Origin of the sequence: Flavobacterium labens (assembly GCF_048286755.1) — a bacterium.
Lineage (GTDB): Bacteria > Bacteroidota > Bacteroidia > Flavobacteriales > Flavobacteriaceae > Flavobacterium.
Genome location: NZ_JBLVPL010000003.1, coordinates 236,368 through 252,373 on the forward strand (window position 1 = coordinate 236,368; position 16,006 = coordinate 252,373).

Annotated in this window: 16 protein-coding genes; 4 read left to right on the top strand and 12 right to left on the bottom strand. The window is 33.3% G+C overall.

All coding sequences use genetic code 11. The features are described 5' to 3' along the window. Positions 1-57: 57 nt before the first annotated feature. The 5 genes from ACNQF8_RS09950 to ACNQF8_RS09970 form a co-directional block, all read right to left on the bottom strand. Positions 58-846, bottom strand: a complete 789-nt coding sequence (locus tag ACNQF8_RS09950; RefSeq protein ID WP_417952230.1) for a transglutaminase-like domain-containing protein — start codon at positions 844-846, stop codon at positions 58-60. A gap of 204 nt (positions 847-1,050) precedes the next feature. Further along, positions 1,051-2,469, bottom strand: a complete 1,419-nt coding sequence (locus tag ACNQF8_RS09955) for an adenosine deaminase (protein ID WP_417952229.1) — start codon at positions 2,467-2,469, stop codon at positions 1,051-1,053. 310 nt (positions 2,470-2,779) lie between these two features. Next, complete coding sequence (locus tag ACNQF8_RS09960) at positions 2,780-4,018, bottom strand: NAD(P)/FAD-dependent oxidoreductase (protein WP_417952228.1); 1,239 nt, start codon at positions 4,016-4,018, stop codon at positions 2,780-2,782. Positions 4,019-4,174: 156 nt separating this feature from the next. Next, the gene (locus tag ACNQF8_RS09965) at positions 4,175-5,476 is read right to left on the bottom strand and encodes an MFS transporter (protein WP_417953311.1); all 1,302 of its coding nucleotides are present in this window, start codon (positions 5,474-5,476) and stop codon (positions 4,175-4,177) included. A gap of 3 nt (positions 5,477-5,479) precedes the next feature. Beyond that, a complete protein-coding gene (locus ACNQF8_RS09970) occupies positions 5,480-6,001 on the bottom strand; it encodes a GNAT family N-acetyltransferase (protein ID WP_417953310.1) in 522 nt (173 codons plus the stop codon). A gap of 170 nt (positions 6,002-6,171) precedes the next feature. On the opposite strand from ACNQF8_RS09970, the gene yaaA reads away from it, so the two are divergent. Further along, positions 6,172-6,930 carry a peroxide stress protein YaaA gene (gene yaaA, locus ACNQF8_RS09975; protein ID WP_417953309.1) on the top strand — a complete coding sequence of 253 codons (759 nt, stop codon included), beginning with the start codon at positions 6,172-6,174 and terminating at the stop codon, positions 6,928-6,930. Between the two features lie 73 nt (positions 6,931-7,003). Here the strand turns inward: yaaA and ACNQF8_RS09980 are convergent, their stop codons facing one another. The 4 genes from ACNQF8_RS09980 to ACNQF8_RS09995 all read right to left on the bottom strand — a co-directional run bounded on the left by ACNQF8_RS09980 (position 7,004) and on the right by ACNQF8_RS09995 (position 11,705). Next, positions 7,004-8,587, bottom strand: coding sequence for a DHA2 family efflux MFS transporter permease subunit (locus ACNQF8_RS09980; RefSeq protein WP_417953308.1), 1,584 nt, complete (start codon positions 8,585-8,587; stop codon positions 7,004-7,006). A 79-nt stretch (positions 8,588-8,666) separates the two neighbouring features. After that, a complete protein-coding gene (locus tag ACNQF8_RS09985; RefSeq protein WP_417952223.1) occupies positions 8,667-9,746 on the bottom strand; it encodes an HlyD family secretion protein in 1,080 nt (359 codons plus the stop codon). Between the two features lie 11 nt (positions 9,747-9,757). Beyond that, the gene (locus ACNQF8_RS09990) at positions 9,758-11,089 is read right to left on the bottom strand and encodes a TolC family protein (protein WP_417953307.1); all 1,332 of its coding nucleotides are present in this window, start codon (positions 11,087-11,089) and stop codon (positions 9,758-9,760) included. Beyond that, on the bottom strand, positions 11,079-11,705 hold the full coding sequence (locus ACNQF8_RS09995; RefSeq protein ID WP_417952221.1) for a TetR/AcrR family transcriptional regulator: 627 nt from the start codon (positions 11,703-11,705) through the stop codon (positions 11,079-11,081). Before ACNQF8_RS09995 ends, ACNQF8_RS09990 begins: the two co-directional genes overlap by 11 nt. A 414-nt stretch (positions 11,706-12,119) precedes the next feature. Here ACNQF8_RS09995 and ACNQF8_RS10000 point away from each other — a divergent pair, with 414 nt between their 5' ends. The 3 genes from ACNQF8_RS10000 (at position 12,120) to ACNQF8_RS10010 (ending at position 14,130) form a co-directional block, all read left to right on the top strand. Then, complete coding sequence (locus ACNQF8_RS10000) at positions 12,120-12,698, top strand: TetR/AcrR family transcriptional regulator (RefSeq protein WP_417953306.1); 579 nt, start codon at positions 12,120-12,122, stop codon at positions 12,696-12,698. Between the two features lie 44 nt (positions 12,699-12,742). After that, a complete protein-coding gene (locus ACNQF8_RS10005; protein ID WP_417952219.1) occupies positions 12,743-13,375 on the top strand; it encodes a nitroreductase family protein in 633 nt (210 codons plus the stop codon). Between the two features lie 197 nt (positions 13,376-13,572). After that, positions 13,573-14,130, top strand: a complete 558-nt coding sequence (locus ACNQF8_RS10010) for a DUF4494 domain-containing protein (protein ID WP_417952218.1) — start codon at positions 13,573-13,575, stop codon at positions 14,128-14,130. A 93-nt stretch (positions 14,131-14,223) separates the two neighbouring features. Here the strand turns inward: ACNQF8_RS10010 and ACNQF8_RS10015 are convergent, their stop codons facing one another. Genes ACNQF8_RS10015 through ACNQF8_RS10025 form a run of 3 tightly spaced genes read right to left on the bottom strand, consistent with a single transcriptional unit; the run spans position 14,224 to position 15,568 of the window. Then, positions 14,224-14,739, bottom strand: a complete 516-nt coding sequence (locus ACNQF8_RS10015; RefSeq protein WP_417953305.1) for a GNAT family N-acetyltransferase — start codon at positions 14,737-14,739, stop codon at positions 14,224-14,226. Continuing rightward, on the bottom strand, positions 14,739-15,176 hold the full coding sequence (locus tag ACNQF8_RS10020; protein WP_417953304.1) for a VOC family protein: 438 nt from the start codon (positions 15,174-15,176) through the stop codon (positions 14,739-14,741). The genes ACNQF8_RS10015 and ACNQF8_RS10020 overlap by 1 nt, the downstream gene beginning before the upstream one ends. Positions 15,177-15,205: 29 nt before the next feature. Next, positions 15,206-15,568: a DUF2200 domain-containing protein gene (locus tag ACNQF8_RS10025; RefSeq protein ID WP_417952215.1), complete on the bottom strand. Its 363-nt coding sequence runs from the start codon at positions 15,566-15,568 to the stop codon at positions 15,206-15,208. Positions 15,569-16,006 lie beyond the last annotated feature (438 nt).

Genomic DNA, 16,006 nt, shown 5'->3' on the forward strand with positions numbered 1-16,006 from the left:
CGCTTTCGAGCGGATTTTTTTTGATGTAAACTTAGATAAAGGGATGTGATGAATTGATTAATGAACAGGAAACTCAAAAAAATAGCTTTTCCCAATAAGAAACAGTATTCCATGAATGAAAGGTCCAGGCAGGAATTTTAGTGTGTTTAAATAAGAGTCATAGGTTTTGTTGTGATAATTTGTAATTACAAAAGGATAAGCATTAGAAGTGATATATAAATCGGTAATTCTTTTAGTATCGGTAATCGTTTTTTCGTTAAAACTGGAAAAACAGATTTTTTGTTTTTGCTTTTTTAAATGTATAAGATCAAAAACTGATAATGGAACGGGTTGATTTATGGAATAAAAAAGAACTGATTTAGAAACATCAATTAAAACCCATTTATCTAATTCCTTAGAATAGATTTCATTAAAAGCATGTCCACCTTTAATACAAGGGTCGTTTGATACTATCTTTAATCCCCATTCTTTTACTTTTAAATCGTTTATGACACAGAAATTATTATAAACTTGAGAAAAATCACTACAAACGCCACCTTCGCCATTTATCATTTTTCTTAAGGTTGAATCAGAGGATTTACCTAATCCAGGTCCTCCTTTTATGTAGTTTCTCAACCAAATAGCTATTTGTTTCGCTTTATCAAGATCGCTTATAACAGCTTTTTTATTTTTAAAAATGAATGGATTTAGTTCAAAATAAATATCGGGTATATCCCTAGTCTTGTTTAAGCTATTGTAACAAAAACTTTCAATCCTATCAAAAGTGGCCTTTTTAGAAAGTAATCTAAACCGTATTTTGTATAACAACGGATGTCTTCGGCAGTACCAGATTAAAGATCTACTCATTTTTAATAATTTATCATGTTTGTAAATAATTAAAATAAAGAAATGCTATTTGCAAATATTTGGTGTTTAAATATTTAATAATCAAGTAGGTAATGTCAAATATAATAAAAATAACAATTCGAAAAACATAAAAAAAGCCCCAATTAGGAGCTTTTTTTAAGGAAAAATAATTTTAATTTGTTCTTTTTTATCTTTATCAATGATTTATTTCATTGGAAAATTAGCTTCGAAAGTCTTAAATCTGGAGTCTAAATCTTTTAGCAATTGCTTTTTTACAGTTTTATCTTTTATAAAACTATAGTCTATGCTATTATATACATATTGCTTGATATCGGTGTATGAAACGTTTTTATATCTTTTGGCTAACAAAACATATTGCTCAGTCATATTCGTACGCAAAATCCCTGCATCATCGGTACTGATTACAATTGGTACGCCAAATTCTTTATACAATTTTAATGGATGACGGCTTTCTTTCACTTTCAAAATGAATTCGTTACTCACTAAGTTAATTTCGATAGGAATGGTTTTTTTAGCCATGTAGCGCAATAAATTATAGGAATCTTTCTCGTACGCCATATCAACTCCATGACCGATACGATTAGCTCCAGCTGTATAAACGGCCGCTCCAATGTGCCATGTCAATTCTTCAGGTTGCACTAAACCTAGCGTCAGCTCACCGGCATGCATCGTGTATTTTACATTTGGATAACGGGAATGACAGTATTTAAACATCATCATGTGCAACCAATAATCTTTCATCGAGTTTTCGCCATCTTCCGGAGAAACAATGTTGACACCCGCCATCAGCGGACTTCCATCTGCCGAAATGAATGCGATTACCAGATTTTTGAATAAATCTACAGGTTCCATGAAACGCAAGACAAAATTTTGATAACGCATCGTAAATTGTTTATCATCAATTTTAAGGTCGTTGTGAAGCTTTGCTACAAAATCAGTATTGAATGTTTTGGCATAGGATTCAGCATCTTTTTTTAGTAATGAATTGTATAGCGAATCAAGCGATTTAGTAATGGCTTTTTCGTCTTTTGCCAAAGCTAATTTTCGCAATCTAGAATTGAATTGCGTTAAATCATCCGTGTTCATTACAGTTGGAATCGTAGATAATTGCGTTTCGATATAACTTACATTTTCTGAAATAGCTCTATTTTTTAGTTCTAATAATCCTTGTCCAAAATTCCCTTTGATGGCCGGTTCAAACTTCATAAAGGATTCAAAAAACAATTTATCTGATGGGTAATCCACATAATTATAGTCTTTTACAGACCATTTTTGCATGATTTTTTGCTTGTAAACGTCTAATGTTCCGTTGCTTTTTAATGTTGAAAATTGCTGCCAGTTTCCTGTTGATGGTCTTTCCTTTAAAACATCCATTGTTTCTGTATTGAGATAAAAATTATCAGCAATAGCATGTTGTAATAATGGCTCGGCATAAATAGAACCAGAATAATGGTGGTGTAAATCGCCTCCTTTTGGCATTTGAGAAAAGAAAGCAGTTAGTTCCGCTTCATTGTCTCTAATCTTTTCAAAATAAGTATTGGTTGATTGTGAATAACCTACATTTAATACGATGGAAAGAAAAAAGGTGAGAAATAATTTCATATAATATTTTTATTGAAGGGATTGTTCTTGATAACCAAATTGGGTTTTTATTTTATTTTCTTAATTTTCAAAAAATTAAAATTGTGCAAAGATCAATATTTTTGATGGAATTTAAAAATTTAGTGCAAAAACTCTTATTTTTTTAAACATAAGTATTAATTTTTGCCAAATTAAGTAGTGATTAAAAAAAAAAATATTGCTCCGGCCCGTACTAAAAAATAAGTATTCCATTTTTCGAATATTTCATGTACTTAAAATCTGAACCAAAATTATAATACAAGTTTTATTGGCGTTTAGATAAACCTACGAATTAAATTTTCATCGCTTCCGCTGCTAATCGCCCTGTTTTTAAGGCGGCATTGATCGAACCATTCAGAAGATAGTCTCCACAAATAAATAGCGTATCAGAGATTTTTATCTCCCCAGGATTAATTTCATTCTGCACACTTTTCTGATTTGGCAAAGCATATTCAATACGATACGCCTTCAGCATTTTCCATGAATTTATTTTTTCGCCGTACCATTGTTTCAATTCATGTTTCATGTTTGCAGCTAAAGTCGCATCATCAAGAGTTGGGATTCCATTATAGGAAATGGAAATAAGTACTTTTCCTTTTGGAGCATAAGCTTTAGAAACATTAGACATCACAGTCAAATTATTCACCCATTTCTTTGTGGTTGAAGCATTCAAAATGACAACTGCTTTTTTAGTAGGTGCTTCATTTGCTTCAAAATAGATGTTAGTGACCTGATGCGAAGTCATTTTTTGTTTCGGGAAGAATTTCTGGGTAAGGTTATTTGCGGTCGTTGCCAAAAGGATTTGGTTGGCTTCCATAACGGTTCCATTTTCAGTAATTACTTTATTTCCGTCAATAGAAGCCACTTTTGTATTGCATTGAATACTGCCTTCGGGAAGCATGGCGACTAACTGTTTTGGTATTTCTTCCATTCCTAAAGCAGGAACAGCTACATCACCATCTGAAAACATTTTCATTACAAAGTCGAACATTCTGTTGGAAGTACTTAACTCATTTTCCAGAAAGATTCCAGAAAGAAATGGAGCATAAAAACGTTGAATCATTTTTGTGCTAAAACCATAATCAGCCAGTTGTTTTAGAGTAGTTTGTTCCGGTTGTTCGAAAATTTCGTCAATCGTTAATTTTTGAAGTTTATTCTTTAACCAAAGAGTATTAATTTTATCTTTTAAAGTACCAACGGGAGCAAAAAGCGTTGCCAATGCAGCAGAAGGTCTTCTGAATGGATCTGCAATTTCAAAACTGCCGCCGTCATAAAGTACGGTCGCTCCTGGCAACATTTTTTTTAATTTTAAATCGCTATAATTGAGTAACGCTTTAGTTTCAGGATAAGCCGTCAGCAGTACTTGGAAGCCTCTGTCTAAAAGAAAACCTTCATGTAAATCAGTTTTTATTCTTCCACCCGCACGATCACTTGCTTCTAAAATGAGTACACTTCGTCCTTGACGTTGTAAATGAACTGCTGCAGATAATCCCGCTAGTCCAGCTCCAACAATAATTATATCCTGTTTCATAGTTTTTGATACTGTTTGGTACAAAAATAAGCCAAATAGGTTTTTTAAGTTGCTTAAAAAAGTAACAATTTAAAATTATAAATTATTTTTTAGCATCAAGAAATTAAGTTTTATTGCTCAATGAATCTTAATCACTGAATGTTTAATTTTTTGATATTAAATAATACTATTTGAATTATGGCTATACAAAAGTTTGTGGTCCTGTTCTGAGTAATTCAAATCCGTATGGAAAGTTTCTTTTAATTTCCAAAGAGCCAAAATTGAAATTATCGATAAGAGTGTTCCAACAATCATGGCAGATTTCAAGATGTCCCCATCAAAAACAGAGTCTCTGAAAAAGCCATAAATGATAATAATCAGTGGAAGTGAACCCCGAACAAAATTTGGAACCGTCGTAGTCACCGTTGCGCGAATATTGGTTCCAAATTGTTCTGCTGCTATAGTGACAAACAGTACCCAATATCCAACAGAAAATCCCATGATAAAACAAAGGAGATAAAAAGTGGATGCTGTAATTCCAAATGCATTTAGGAACATAAAAACCATAATCAGATTAAAAGCTAGAAACAAGTACATTACTTTTTTTCGACTTTTCAACCATTGACTTAACAATCCGCTGGCAATATCTCCAAAAACCAATCCACCGTAACACCAGGCAATTGCTTTTCCTGCTGCAATCGTTTCAAAACCCTGAACACCTAATGCTTTAGCAAATTCCGGTGAGAAAGTGATTAATACGCCTACTAAAAACCACAACGGAATTCCAATAAGAATGCATTGTACGTATTTTGAAAAGCGTTTTTTATTGGTAAATAAAGAAAGGAAATCACCTTTCTTTTCGTCACTTTCTTGTACTTTTTTGAACATTCCCGATTCAGAAATACTGATTCGTAAGAATAATAAAAGAAGTCCTAAAACGCCTCCTGCATAATAACACAAACGCCAATCTTGGAAAATCTGGTAGACTAAATAAGCAACTACTGCTCCAGAAACACCTACAGATGCTACAATCATCGTCCCGTACCCTCGTTTTTCTTTGGGTAAACTTTCGGTTACCAAAGTGATTCCAGCGCCTAATTCTCCAGCAAGACCAATTCCTGCTATTAATCTCCAGAACGCATATCCATCAACGGTGGTTACCATTCCGTTAGCAATATTGGCCACCGAATAAATCAAAATAGAACCAAATAAAACAGAAATTCGTCCTTTTTTATCGCCCAAGATCCCCCAAAGAATACCGCCAAAGAGCATCCCGAACATTTGCATACTAATCAAAAATTCTCCTTGATTCCTGATAGCATCACCAGTTATTCCTAAATCTTTTAGACTATCGGTACGAACGATTCCAAAAAGCAATAAATCATAAATATCAACAAAATAACCCAATGCGGCTACAATTACGGCAGCATTTAAGATTCTGACTGGTTTTTCTGTTTCAGAGGATAACGTTTTGGTCATGTATTATTGTATTAAAAGTTGCATCAATAAATCGGTTTGCTCATCATTTCCCATGATAAAAACGTGTTTGTCAAAGACAACAAATCCATTTTTGGTATAAAATCGAATTGCTCTGTGATTTTCTTCCCAAACTCCCAGCCACACAGAATCAACACCAGTACTTTTCGCAATTTTTTTTACTTCGTCTAGTAAAAGCTGTCCAATATTTTTTCCGTGAAAATTTTGCAAAACATAAATCCGTTGTACTTCTAAAGCATTTTCATTGAAAGATTCTGTTTGCGCGTCACCAAAGTTTATTTTTAGATAACCCACTATATCATCATTTGAGTACGCGATATAAAACTGTGAGTTTAGATTGTTTAATTCAGCCGTTAACCGTTCCGTATTTAAGCTGTCTTTTATATAATTGTCAATATTTTCGGGTGTATTTACAGCTGCAAAAGTCTCTGTAAAAGTTTGAATACTTATCTTTTGAATTGTTTCCAAATCTGATAGTGTAGCTTTTCTAATTTCAATAGGGTTCATAGTTAAAGAAAAATAGGTTGGTTAGTTTACAAATCAAAAATAATTAAATTAGGGAACAATTTTCATTATCTATGACACTATTAAACAAATCAATTTAAACTTTCTTGTTTTCTTAATTTCAATTACTACTTTTGGGAGAATTAATAAAAGAGCTCGAAAGAGTATTGTGTATGAAAATTGTAATATCGCCAGCCAAGTCTTTAAATTTTGAAAAAGAATTACCAACTAAACTTCACACCGAACCCCTATTTTTAAAAGAATCGCGACAAGTTCACAAAGTTTTAAAAGAGAAAAAGCCTGCTGATTTATCCGATTTAATGAGCATTTCGGATAAACTGGCTGATTTAAATTGGAAGCGAAATCAAGATTGGAAAACACCTTTTACAACTTCAAATGCACGTCCGGCAGTGTATACTTTTGACGGAGATGTATACATTGGATTAGACGCTTATTCGATTTCTGAAAAAAAAATTGAAACTTTACAGGATCGTTTAAGAATCCTTTCCGGTTTGTACGGATTGTTGAAACCGTTAGATTTGATTCAGGCATACCGATTGGAAATGGGAACAAAATTACCCATTGGCGAAAGCAAAAACCTGTATGAATTTTGGAAGCCAATAATTACAAAGGCTTTAAATAAAGAACTTGAAGATGGAGAGTTGTTTGTTAATTTAGCGAGTACGGAATATTTTTCGGCAATTGATGTCAAGGCGTTGAAAGTTCCAGTCATTATTCCAGAATTTAAAGATTACAAAAATGGAAAATTAAAAATAATCAGTTTTTTTGCCAAGAAGGCGAGAGGAATGATGGTGCGATATATTATTGATACCAACGCTCACACGATAGAAGATTTAAAAGGTTTTAATTACGATGGCTATCAATTTGATGCTAATTTATCGGAAGGAAATAATTTGGTTTTTACCAGATAATAGCTTTTAAACAAATAAAAAAAACGCCGTTTTCATTATGATAACGGCGTTTTTTTATGTTAAAATTTTAAAATTAATGCATAGCATCGGCAGGATTGATTTTGTTTTTTCCTTTTTTTATCAAAAGTATAAAAGGAATACAAAATAAAAATAATGCTCCTAAGTACAAAAAGATGTCCATGTATGAGAGTACGGAACTTTGTACCATTACCTTATATTCGATTGCTTTATAGGCTTTTGCCAAAGCTTCATTTTCAGAATAGCCTTTGGACATGAATCCCATTTTCAGTTGTTGCACTGTTTTTTGTACTTCAAATGAAGTCACATTAAGATGCGAAATAAGATTTACACGGTGTTCCTGATTGAATCTGGCGATAAAAGTGGTGATAATGGCAATACCAAAAGAACCTCCTAATTGTCTCATCATTCCCGTAAAAGCAGCACCTTCGCCAATACTTTTACCTTTTAAAGTAGACAATGAAAGCGTAGAAATAGGAACAAATAACAATCCGAGTCCAATTCCTCTTAATATCAACGGCCAATATAAATGTTCTTCACCAGAATCAGGTGTAATTACCAGTTGCATCCAATACGTAAAGAAGAAAAACAACAAAAATCCGGCAGCCACCATATAGGCTTGCGGTACGCCACGCTGAATCATTTTACCAATGAACGGCATCATAATTCCGGTAGTAATAGAACTTGGAATCAACAATAAACCTGCATCCAAAGCACTCCAACCTAACACGGATTGCGTGTAAATAGGAATGATAAAGGTAGAACCATACAATCCGAAACCTAGAATAAAACACATGATAGTCCCTACTCTTAAGTTGGTATCTTTAAGGACTCTTAAGTTTACAATAGGATGTTTATAGGTGAGTTCTCTCCAAATAAAGAGCAATAAACCAAAAACTGAAATGACAGATAACAACACAATCGTACTATTATTGAACCAATCGTCTTGTTGTCCGTGTTCCAAAACATATTGTAACGAACCAATAAAAGCCGTTAAGAGAAATATTCCCCACCAATCGACCTGACTGGCTTTTAGTTTGTCGCCATATTTAGGGCTTTTTACAAAAGAGAGCGTCAGTAAAGTAGCGATAATCCCGATAGGAATGTTGATGTAAAAGATATACGGCCATGAAAAATGATCTACAATATAACCTCCTAAAGGCGGACCAAGAGTAGGTCCTACAATAACTCCCATTCCGTAAATAGCTTGTGCCATTCCTCTTTTGGCAACAGGATAACTTTCGGTAATTATGGTTTGTGCAGTAACTAATAAAGCGCCACCGCCTAACCCTTGAATGAATCTAAAAGCAACTAATTCCCAAATATTATTGGCATTCCCACATAAAAAGGAAGCGACCGTAAAAATAATAATAGAAACCGCAAAATAATTCCGACGTCCAAATTGTTGTGACAACCAACTCGTCATAGGAATCACAATCACATTTGCAATAGCATAAGCCGTTATCACCCATGCCACATCAGTAAGGGATGCACCTAGGCTGCCTCGCATATTGTTTAAAGCTACATTTACAATTGTAGTATCTACAATTTCAAGCATAGCACAAAGAACGGCTGTAATGGTAATTATGACTCTCCTAAAGCCATATTCTACTAAATCATCTTCTCCTGTTTGTACCATTTTATACTAAAGTGTAAACTATCATTTTCTTAAAAGTATTACCGTTTTTGCCATTTTGGAAATTACCAAAAGGATGAATTTATTTTAAATGTACATCTACATCCACATTCATTCCCGGACGAAGTAATTTTATTTTTTCAGGATCATTTGATGTGTTCAAACTTATTTTAACGGGTAATCTTTGGATTGTTTTTACAAAGTTTCCTGTAGCATTATCAGGTGGAAGCAATGAAAAACGAGAGCCAGTAGCCGGTGAAAATGAAGTGATTGAACCTTGAAAATCATATCCAGGATACGCATCCACTTTTACAGTTACTTTTTGACCAATTACCATTTTGTTCAATTGCGTTTCTTTGAAATTAGCAATTACCCAAGCTTCTTTGTTATTGATAATATAAAATAACGATTGTCCCGGTTGCACTAATTGTCCCGGCTGAATATCAATTTTTGAAACCTGACCGTCAATCGCAGCAGTGATAGCAGTGTAGGTTAAATTCAATTTTGCCGCATCAAGTAATGCTTTGGCTCTTTTGATATTAGCAGCAGCCACTTCAGTTTGTTTACCTGAAACCTTTGATTTAGCTACAATAACCGATTTTTGAAAAGCAGTAGCTCTTTGTTGTTGTTGTAAAACACGTACTTGGCTTTCTGCTTCCAGTTTTGCAGCCAAAGCTTGCTCGTATTGTTGTTTTGTAATCGAATGACTTTTGTACAAATTGTTATATCTGTTGTAATCACTTGTGATGCGATCCAATCTAATTTTTGCCGATTCGATATTTCCACCCGCAGATTGCACGTTAGCATCAGAAACTGAAATGTTAGCCAAAGCACTTCCAATATCAGCTTTAGAAACTTCAAAATTACCTTCAGCGCCAACCATAGCAGCATTTGCCTCTTCAATTTTTAGTTGGTAATCTCTTTTGTCGATAGTAAAAAGGGTATCGCCTTTCTTTACAAAATCATTGTCTTTGATGTATACTTTATCCACATATCCGGAAACTCTTGGAATAATAGGATTCATATTTTTTTCAATTTGTGCATCGTCTGTTTCTTCGTGAGCTAAGGAATGCATGTATTTATAAGTTCCGTAAGTTCCACCTAAAACTACCAAAGCCACTAGGATAATAATAAATTTTGTATTTGTTTTTTTCTTTTCCATGGTAGGTATGATTAGTTTTTTGAAATAGTAAAGGTTTGAGATAATTGACCAGTTACCGACAGTAACTCGTAGTATTTTTGAATGGTATTTGCTTGTGCCAATGCTTTATTGATTTTTGAACTTAGTTGCTCTACATCAGCTTCCAATAAATCATTCGTATCCGAAAGTCCATTGTCATATTTATCTTTTATGATTCGGTAATTTTCCGAAGATTGTTCTACTGCCTGTCCGTAAACTACATTTTGTTTCAAAGCTAAATCGTAATCTTCAATTGCTTTTTGTACCTGAACTTTAATATAATCCGTTAGTATAGCTTCAGAGTTTTGTACTTCAAGAAATTTATTTTCAGCCAGTTTTACCAATGTTCCATTTTTAAGAATGGCGCTTAAGTCATAGGAAATACCCACACCTATATTCATTGCATTTTGAACAGTGATTACATTGCTCAAATCCAATGCAGTATAACCGCCAATAATGGCAATTGCTGGATAATAGGATCCTTTGGCTATTTTTATATTGGCTTCACTTGCTTTTCCTTTAAACCTAATCGCTTCTAAATCCTTGCGATTTTCTAATGCCGGTATTTCATTGATTGGGATATTAGTCATTTGAAAATCAGCAAAATCACTTTCACGAATCTCCAGTTTGGTATCTGGATTTAATTTTAAAAGTGTAACTAAATAAAAATTAATAATTTTTAAATTATTATTTGTTTCGTCTAATGACAATTGGATTTTCGAGGCTTGTAATTGTGATTTTAAAAGATCGTTTTTAGGAATAATTCCATTTTTTTCTAACTCAATAAAATCATTTACACGTTGTTGTGCACTTTTTTGATTTTCTTTCAGCAGTTCAATTGTTTTCTGTGCTTTGTATAAACCCGCATAATAATCAATTACCCGCAACGCTATTTCTTCTTTTGTTTGTGATGCAGTTGCCATTTCAGCTTCATAAAGATTCTCATAAGCTTTGATGCTATTTTGGATTTTAAAACCTGAGAATACAGGAACACTGGCGTTTAACTGTCCAGTCATCAGTTGATTAACAATAGGAAGCGGTTCTTGTGAACTGGAATTATTTTGATTGATTTTAAAATCTACCGATGCATTTGCCAATCGTTGGTATTGACCTGAAAGTTTCAAATCTGGATATTGATTGTTTTTTGTGGATTGCAGCTCGTACTTTTTAGTTTTCACTTTAGTATTAGCCAGCGTAACTTCATTGCTTTTGGTCCAAGCCAAATTAATGGCTTCGTTCAATGTTAAACTTGTTTTTTCTTGTGCTGCTACAGATGAAATTCCAATAAAGAAAATCCCAAAGAGCATTAATTGACTAACTTTCATATATCAGAAGTGCTTTTATAGTTTGTTGAATGTGCTTTGTCAAATTGGTTTTGATGTAATTATTGTATAAATCTTCGGTTTTTAAGTTCAATAAATTTTCGAAGAAAGGTTTATTCATGTGAAAATGAAAGAAAGTCCCTAAAATGGTGGGTGTGATAAGCGGAATAATAACATCTTTTCTGAAAATGCCTTTTTTCTGACCTTCCTCGATAATGGTTTCAAGGGATTTTAAATTTCCTTTTTTTAATTCAGAAAAAGCCTGGAGATTTTGTTCTCTCTTTTTGGAAGTGAATTCGAAGTGTAAAATCCTATAAATACCTCGATTACTATTGATTCTATTGATGTAGAGTTCGATCAGCTTATTGATTTTGTCAATAGGTTCAAGGTCTTCCAGTAGTAAATTTTCTAATTGATTTTTAAGATCCGAAGTTCTGTATACAATAAGCGATTCCAGTAGTCGTTCTTTGGAACCAAAATAATACGAAACCATGGCAATATTGATTTTTGCCACTTTTGCTATGTTTCGAATGGAAGTACCATCAAATCCTTTCTCTGCAAAAAGTGTTTCTGCAACTTCGAGGATTTGAATTTGTTTATCGTTAAAATTACTTTTCAATGGAATCGAATTTTCGTTAAACAAAACTAAACAAGTGTTTAATTTAAACAAGTGTTTAATTTTTTTTTAACATAATTTTAATAAAAATTAAAGCATTCAGTGAATTTTTAATCTTTCGTTTTAATGAAGTTATGCATTTTTTATAAACTGGTTCAGAGGGTAATTTTAATTAATATAATTTCCTTATTACCATACTCAGCTAAATTTTAAAAATAGTCCCAAAATTGAACTCGATTTATCGAAGTGATTTTCCTTTCCTTAACAAACTTTTAATATTAAACAAATCATAATTTATGAACGTTCATTCTTTTTTATGGTATCTTTGCCTTTTAAATGTGATTTTAGTGCAAATGTATTTTTGAGCATTTTTTGAAAGAGTACTTTTTTATTAGAAAAATAAAAACAATAACAAACATGGCGCAACTTCAAAAAAGTATTGACAAACGGACTGCTCTCTTGAAAGCTACTTTGACCTTAGTTAATAATGGAGGGATTCAAGGAGCTTCAATGGCTAAAATCGCTAAAATTGCAGCTGTTTCTCCCGCCACTATATATCTGTTTTTTCAAAGTAAACAAGATTTAGTTAGTCAATTATATATCACAGTTAAATCATCTTTTGCTGAAGCGGCCTTTTCAGATTATAATCTTCAGGAATCTGTGGTGGTTAGGTTTAAAAAAATTTGGTTCAACATGGCACAGTATAAATTGACTCATCAAGAAGAAGCTTCTTTTTTATCGCAATGTGATAATACGCCTATGATTGATGAAATAACAAGACTAGAAGGATTACAATTCCTGACGCCACTTTTTGATTTATGGATGAAAGGGAAAGAAGACGGTATTCTGAAGGATATTTCACCTTATCTTATGTATGCTTTTTCGATATATCCAATGGCTTTTTTGATGAATATGAAAAATAGGGGATTGTGTCCTTTAGATGAAAAAACATTGGAAGAAAGTTTTCAAGCGGTATGGGACAGTATAAAAGTGTAAACTTTTTGCAACATTATAAACGAACAATAATTAATACAATAAAAATGGAATTATTAGACAAATTGAATTGGCGTTATGCTGCCAAAGCGATGAACGGAGAAAAAGTAGCTCAAGACAAGATTGATAACATTCTCGAAGCAGCAATTCTTGCACCTACATCAAGTGGTTTGCAACCTTTTGAAATATTGGTGGTAACCAATCAAGAAATTAAGGATAAAATCAGAGCAATCGGTTGGAATCAATCCGTGATTACAGATTGTTCCCATTTATTAGTATTTGCTGCTTGGGATACGTATACTGCGGAGCGAATCAATAAAGTATTTGACCATACTAATGAAGTGAGAGGTTTTAAAAATGAAGGTTTTGAAAATTACCGTCAGATGTTGTTAAATGCCTATCCGCAAAAAGATGCCGAAGTTAACTTTCAGCACGCAGCAAGACAGGCTTATATTGCCTTTGCAATGGCTATCGCAGCAGCCGCTTTCGAAGGAGTAGACAGCACACCAATTGAAGGTTTTGAGCCAGATGCATTAGACGAAATTTTAGGCCTAAGAGCAAAAGGTCTTAGAAGTTGTGTAATTCTTCCATTAGGCTATAGAGATACTGAAAATGACTGGTTAGCAAACTTAGAAAAAGTCAGAAAAAACAAAGAGGATGTGGTTACTCTTATTGACTAATACTCAATTTTGAAGAAATACTTTTTAAAAACAGCCTTTGCTTATTGTAAAGGCTGTTTTTTTATTTGAGGAATTAATTCTTTTAAATGAAATAAAAATCAATACCAACTTCCATCAAAAATTGTGAATATCTATTTTAGTAATGCTGTTGTTTTTTTTCTTTTAAATCTATCTTTGACATCCTTAAAAAAAAAGAAATGAGCACAACTTGGTACGAATGCAAAGTAAAATATAGAAAAACAGACGAAACTGGCGGACAGAAGATTACAACGGAACCGTACTTGGTAGACGCGTTATCTTATACCGAAGCTGAAAGCAGAATCAATGAAGAGATGTCGGCGTATATCAGTGAAGAATTCAAAATCACGAACATTAAAGTCGCTAATTATGCTGAGATTCATCCCTTCGAAAATGCGGATCGCTGGTTTAGATCTAAAGTATCTTTATTGGCCTATGATGAAGAAAGCGGTAAAGAACGCAAAACTAATATGTATTTATTAGTGCAAGCTAATGATGTAAAAGAAGCTTATGATAACACCATTAGCGTGATGAAAGGTACGATGGGCGACTACACCGTTCCCGCAATTTCAGAATCACCTATTATGGATGTTTTTCCTTATTTCAGTGGGGAAGAAGGTGAACTGGAACAATTAGAAAGATTTAATGCGCTCAAAGCATCAAAACCGGAAGTAGTTGCGGAAATCGTGGACCACATGGAATTTGAAACGGCTCCTGAAGAAGAAGCTGTAGTTTAAGATTGTTTAAAAAAAAATTCACCGCAAATTTGCAAAGTATCGAAACAGTTGGTAGCTGTTTTTATTTGCAAATTTGCGGTTTTTTAATTTCAATCAGTCTTGTTTGTGTAATACTTTCTCGTATGCTTTTCTTGGGCTTCCTCTAAAAAAAACTTCCCCACAATAGGTATAACCTAAGTTTTCAAAAATTTTCATCATAGCGGGATTGTCAAAATTAGTGTCTGCTTTTACACTGTAAATATTGTTGCTTAATGCAAAATCTTCTATGTTTTTCAGCATCAATTTCGCAAGTCCTTTGCCCAAATATTTCTCAGAAATGGCTACACGGTGCATGACAACAAAATCATCAATTGTCAGCCACTTTCCTTCAATATTCTGATAAGCAGGTTCGTCATTGATAAGTACCGCACTGTAACCGATTAAAGTTTCTCCGTCTGCCAAAACAAATCCTCCTCCTTTTTCAATGTCTTTTTGTATGACTTCTGGATTTGGATAACCATCTTGCCATTGGGTACTGCCATCTTCTTTTCTGCGTTGTATAGCTTGTTGTAAAATTTCCCATATCGGAGCTATTTCAGATAGTTCCGCTTTTCTAAAGTGATAATTCATTATACTTTTCTGTTATAATTTGGGTCAAAATCTACCATCCATTCGATACCGAATTTATCTCTAAACATACCAAAATAGGAACCCCAAGGGCTGTCGTCAATTGGTACTTCAATATTTCCGCCTGCTGAAAGTCCGCTAAAAAACTTGTTGGCTTCTTCACGACTTTCTGCGCTAATGGATATTTTAGATCTGTTTTCATTTTCATTTACAGGACCCATATTTTCTGGAACGTCATTGCCCATTAAAATATTTTGGCCAATAGGCAAAGCAATGTGCATTATTTTATTCGCTTCATTTTCTGATACCCGGAATTCAGTACTTGCCAAGTCTTTGAAACGCATAATCTTTGCGAACTCTCCGCCAAATACAGATTTGTAAAAATTGAATGCTTCTTCGGCATTTCCGTTGAAGTTAATGTGTGGATTGATAAGTGCCATAATTTTAATCTTTTAAGTTGTTAAATTGTTTACTTTCTTAAAATTTTATCTAGAGTCTTTCCTTTTGCTAATTCATCTACTAATTTGTCTAAATATCTGACTTGTTGTGTTAGTGGATTTGCAATTTCTTCAACCCGATAACCACAGATTACACCCGTTATAAGTTGAGCTTTAGGGTTTATTGTAGCATTTTTAAAGAATTTTTCAAAAGTTACTTTTTCATCAATCTGTTTTTGAAGACTTTTATCATCATAACCAGTAAGCCATTCAATTACTTGATGTAATTCTTCTTTCGTTTTGCCTTTCTTCTCCACTTTTGCGAGATAAAGAGGATATACCGAAGTAAATATCATTTTAGCAATACGCTCATCGTGATTAATTGTGTTTTTCATTTCCAGTTTGTTGTTACTTGTAGCGTTGCACTATAATGACTTTAACAATCGCGCTAGCAGGGTGTAATTCATTATTGTAATTCAAGTTTTCAGTAAATGAGTATGTTTTAAAAGTACAAAACAAACTTTGAATTATGAACATTCCTCATTATAGGATATATTTATTTTTAGAAGAATAACTTGCGGAGAATAAGGAATATTTTCTTTGCAGCGATTGCTATCTCGAACTTAACGGACGAGAACTCGCACTAACGATTCGGGATTAAATTTTTTTCTCTTTTTCCAACACTTTAATTTCAGTTATTTCCTTTTTAATGGTTTGTCGAATAAGCGCAAATATACTCATGTAAGTGTTGGCTATCCATACTAATGAGAAGCCTGCTATGATATATCCTCTCCAGTCAGTCAGCAAAAGTTTATAGTCAGTTAAAATAAGAA

Coding starts and splice junctions, on each gene's coding strand:
- ACNQF8_RS09950 (WP_417952230.1), bottom strand. CDS start 846: ATGAGTAGATCTTTAATCTGGTACTGCCGAAGACATCCGTTGTTATAC.
- ACNQF8_RS09955 (WP_417952229.1), bottom strand. CDS start 2,469: ATGAAATTATTTCTCACCTTTTTTCTTTCCATCGTATTAAATGTAGGT.
- ACNQF8_RS09960 (WP_417952228.1), bottom strand. CDS start 4,018: ATGAAACAGGATATAATTATTGTTGGAGCTGGACTAGCGGGATTATCT.
- ACNQF8_RS09965 (WP_417953311.1), bottom strand. CDS start 5,476: ATGACCAAAACGTTATCCTCTGAAACAGAAAAACCAGTCAGAATCTTA.
- ACNQF8_RS09970 (WP_417953310.1), bottom strand. CDS start 6,001: ATGAACCCTATTGAAATTAGAAAAGCTACACTATCAGATTTGGAAACA.
- yaaA (WP_417953309.1), top strand. CDS start 6,172: ATGAAAATTGTAATATCGCCAGCCAAGTCTTTAAATTTTGAAAAAGAA.
- ACNQF8_RS09980 (WP_417953308.1), bottom strand. CDS start 8,587: ATGGTACAAACAGGAGAAGATGATTTAGTAGAATATGGCTTTAGGAGA.
- ACNQF8_RS09985 (WP_417952223.1), bottom strand. CDS start 9,746: ATGGAAAAGAAAAAAACAAATACAAAATTTATTATTATCCTAGTGGCT.
- ACNQF8_RS09990 (WP_417953307.1), bottom strand. CDS start 11,089: ATGAAAGTTAGTCAATTAATGCTCTTTGGGATTTTCTTTATTGGAATT.
- ACNQF8_RS10000 (WP_417953306.1), top strand. CDS start 12,120: ATGGCGCAACTTCAAAAAAGTATTGACAAACGGACTGCTCTCTTGAAA.
- ACNQF8_RS10005 (WP_417952219.1), top strand. CDS start 12,743: ATGGAATTATTAGACAAATTGAATTGGCGTTATGCTGCCAAAGCGATG.
- ACNQF8_RS10010 (WP_417952218.1), top strand. CDS start 13,573: ATGAGCACAACTTGGTACGAATGCAAAGTAAAATATAGAAAAACAGAC.
- ACNQF8_RS10015 (WP_417953305.1), bottom strand. CDS start 14,739: ATGAATTATCACTTTAGAAAAGCGGAACTATCTGAAATAGCTCCGATA.
- ACNQF8_RS10020 (WP_417953304.1), bottom strand. CDS start 15,176: ATGGCACTTATCAATCCACACATTAACTTCAACGGAAATGCCGAAGAA.
- ACNQF8_RS10025 (WP_417952215.1), bottom strand. CDS start 15,568: ATGAAAAACACAATTAATCACGATGAGCGTATTGCTAAAATGATATTT.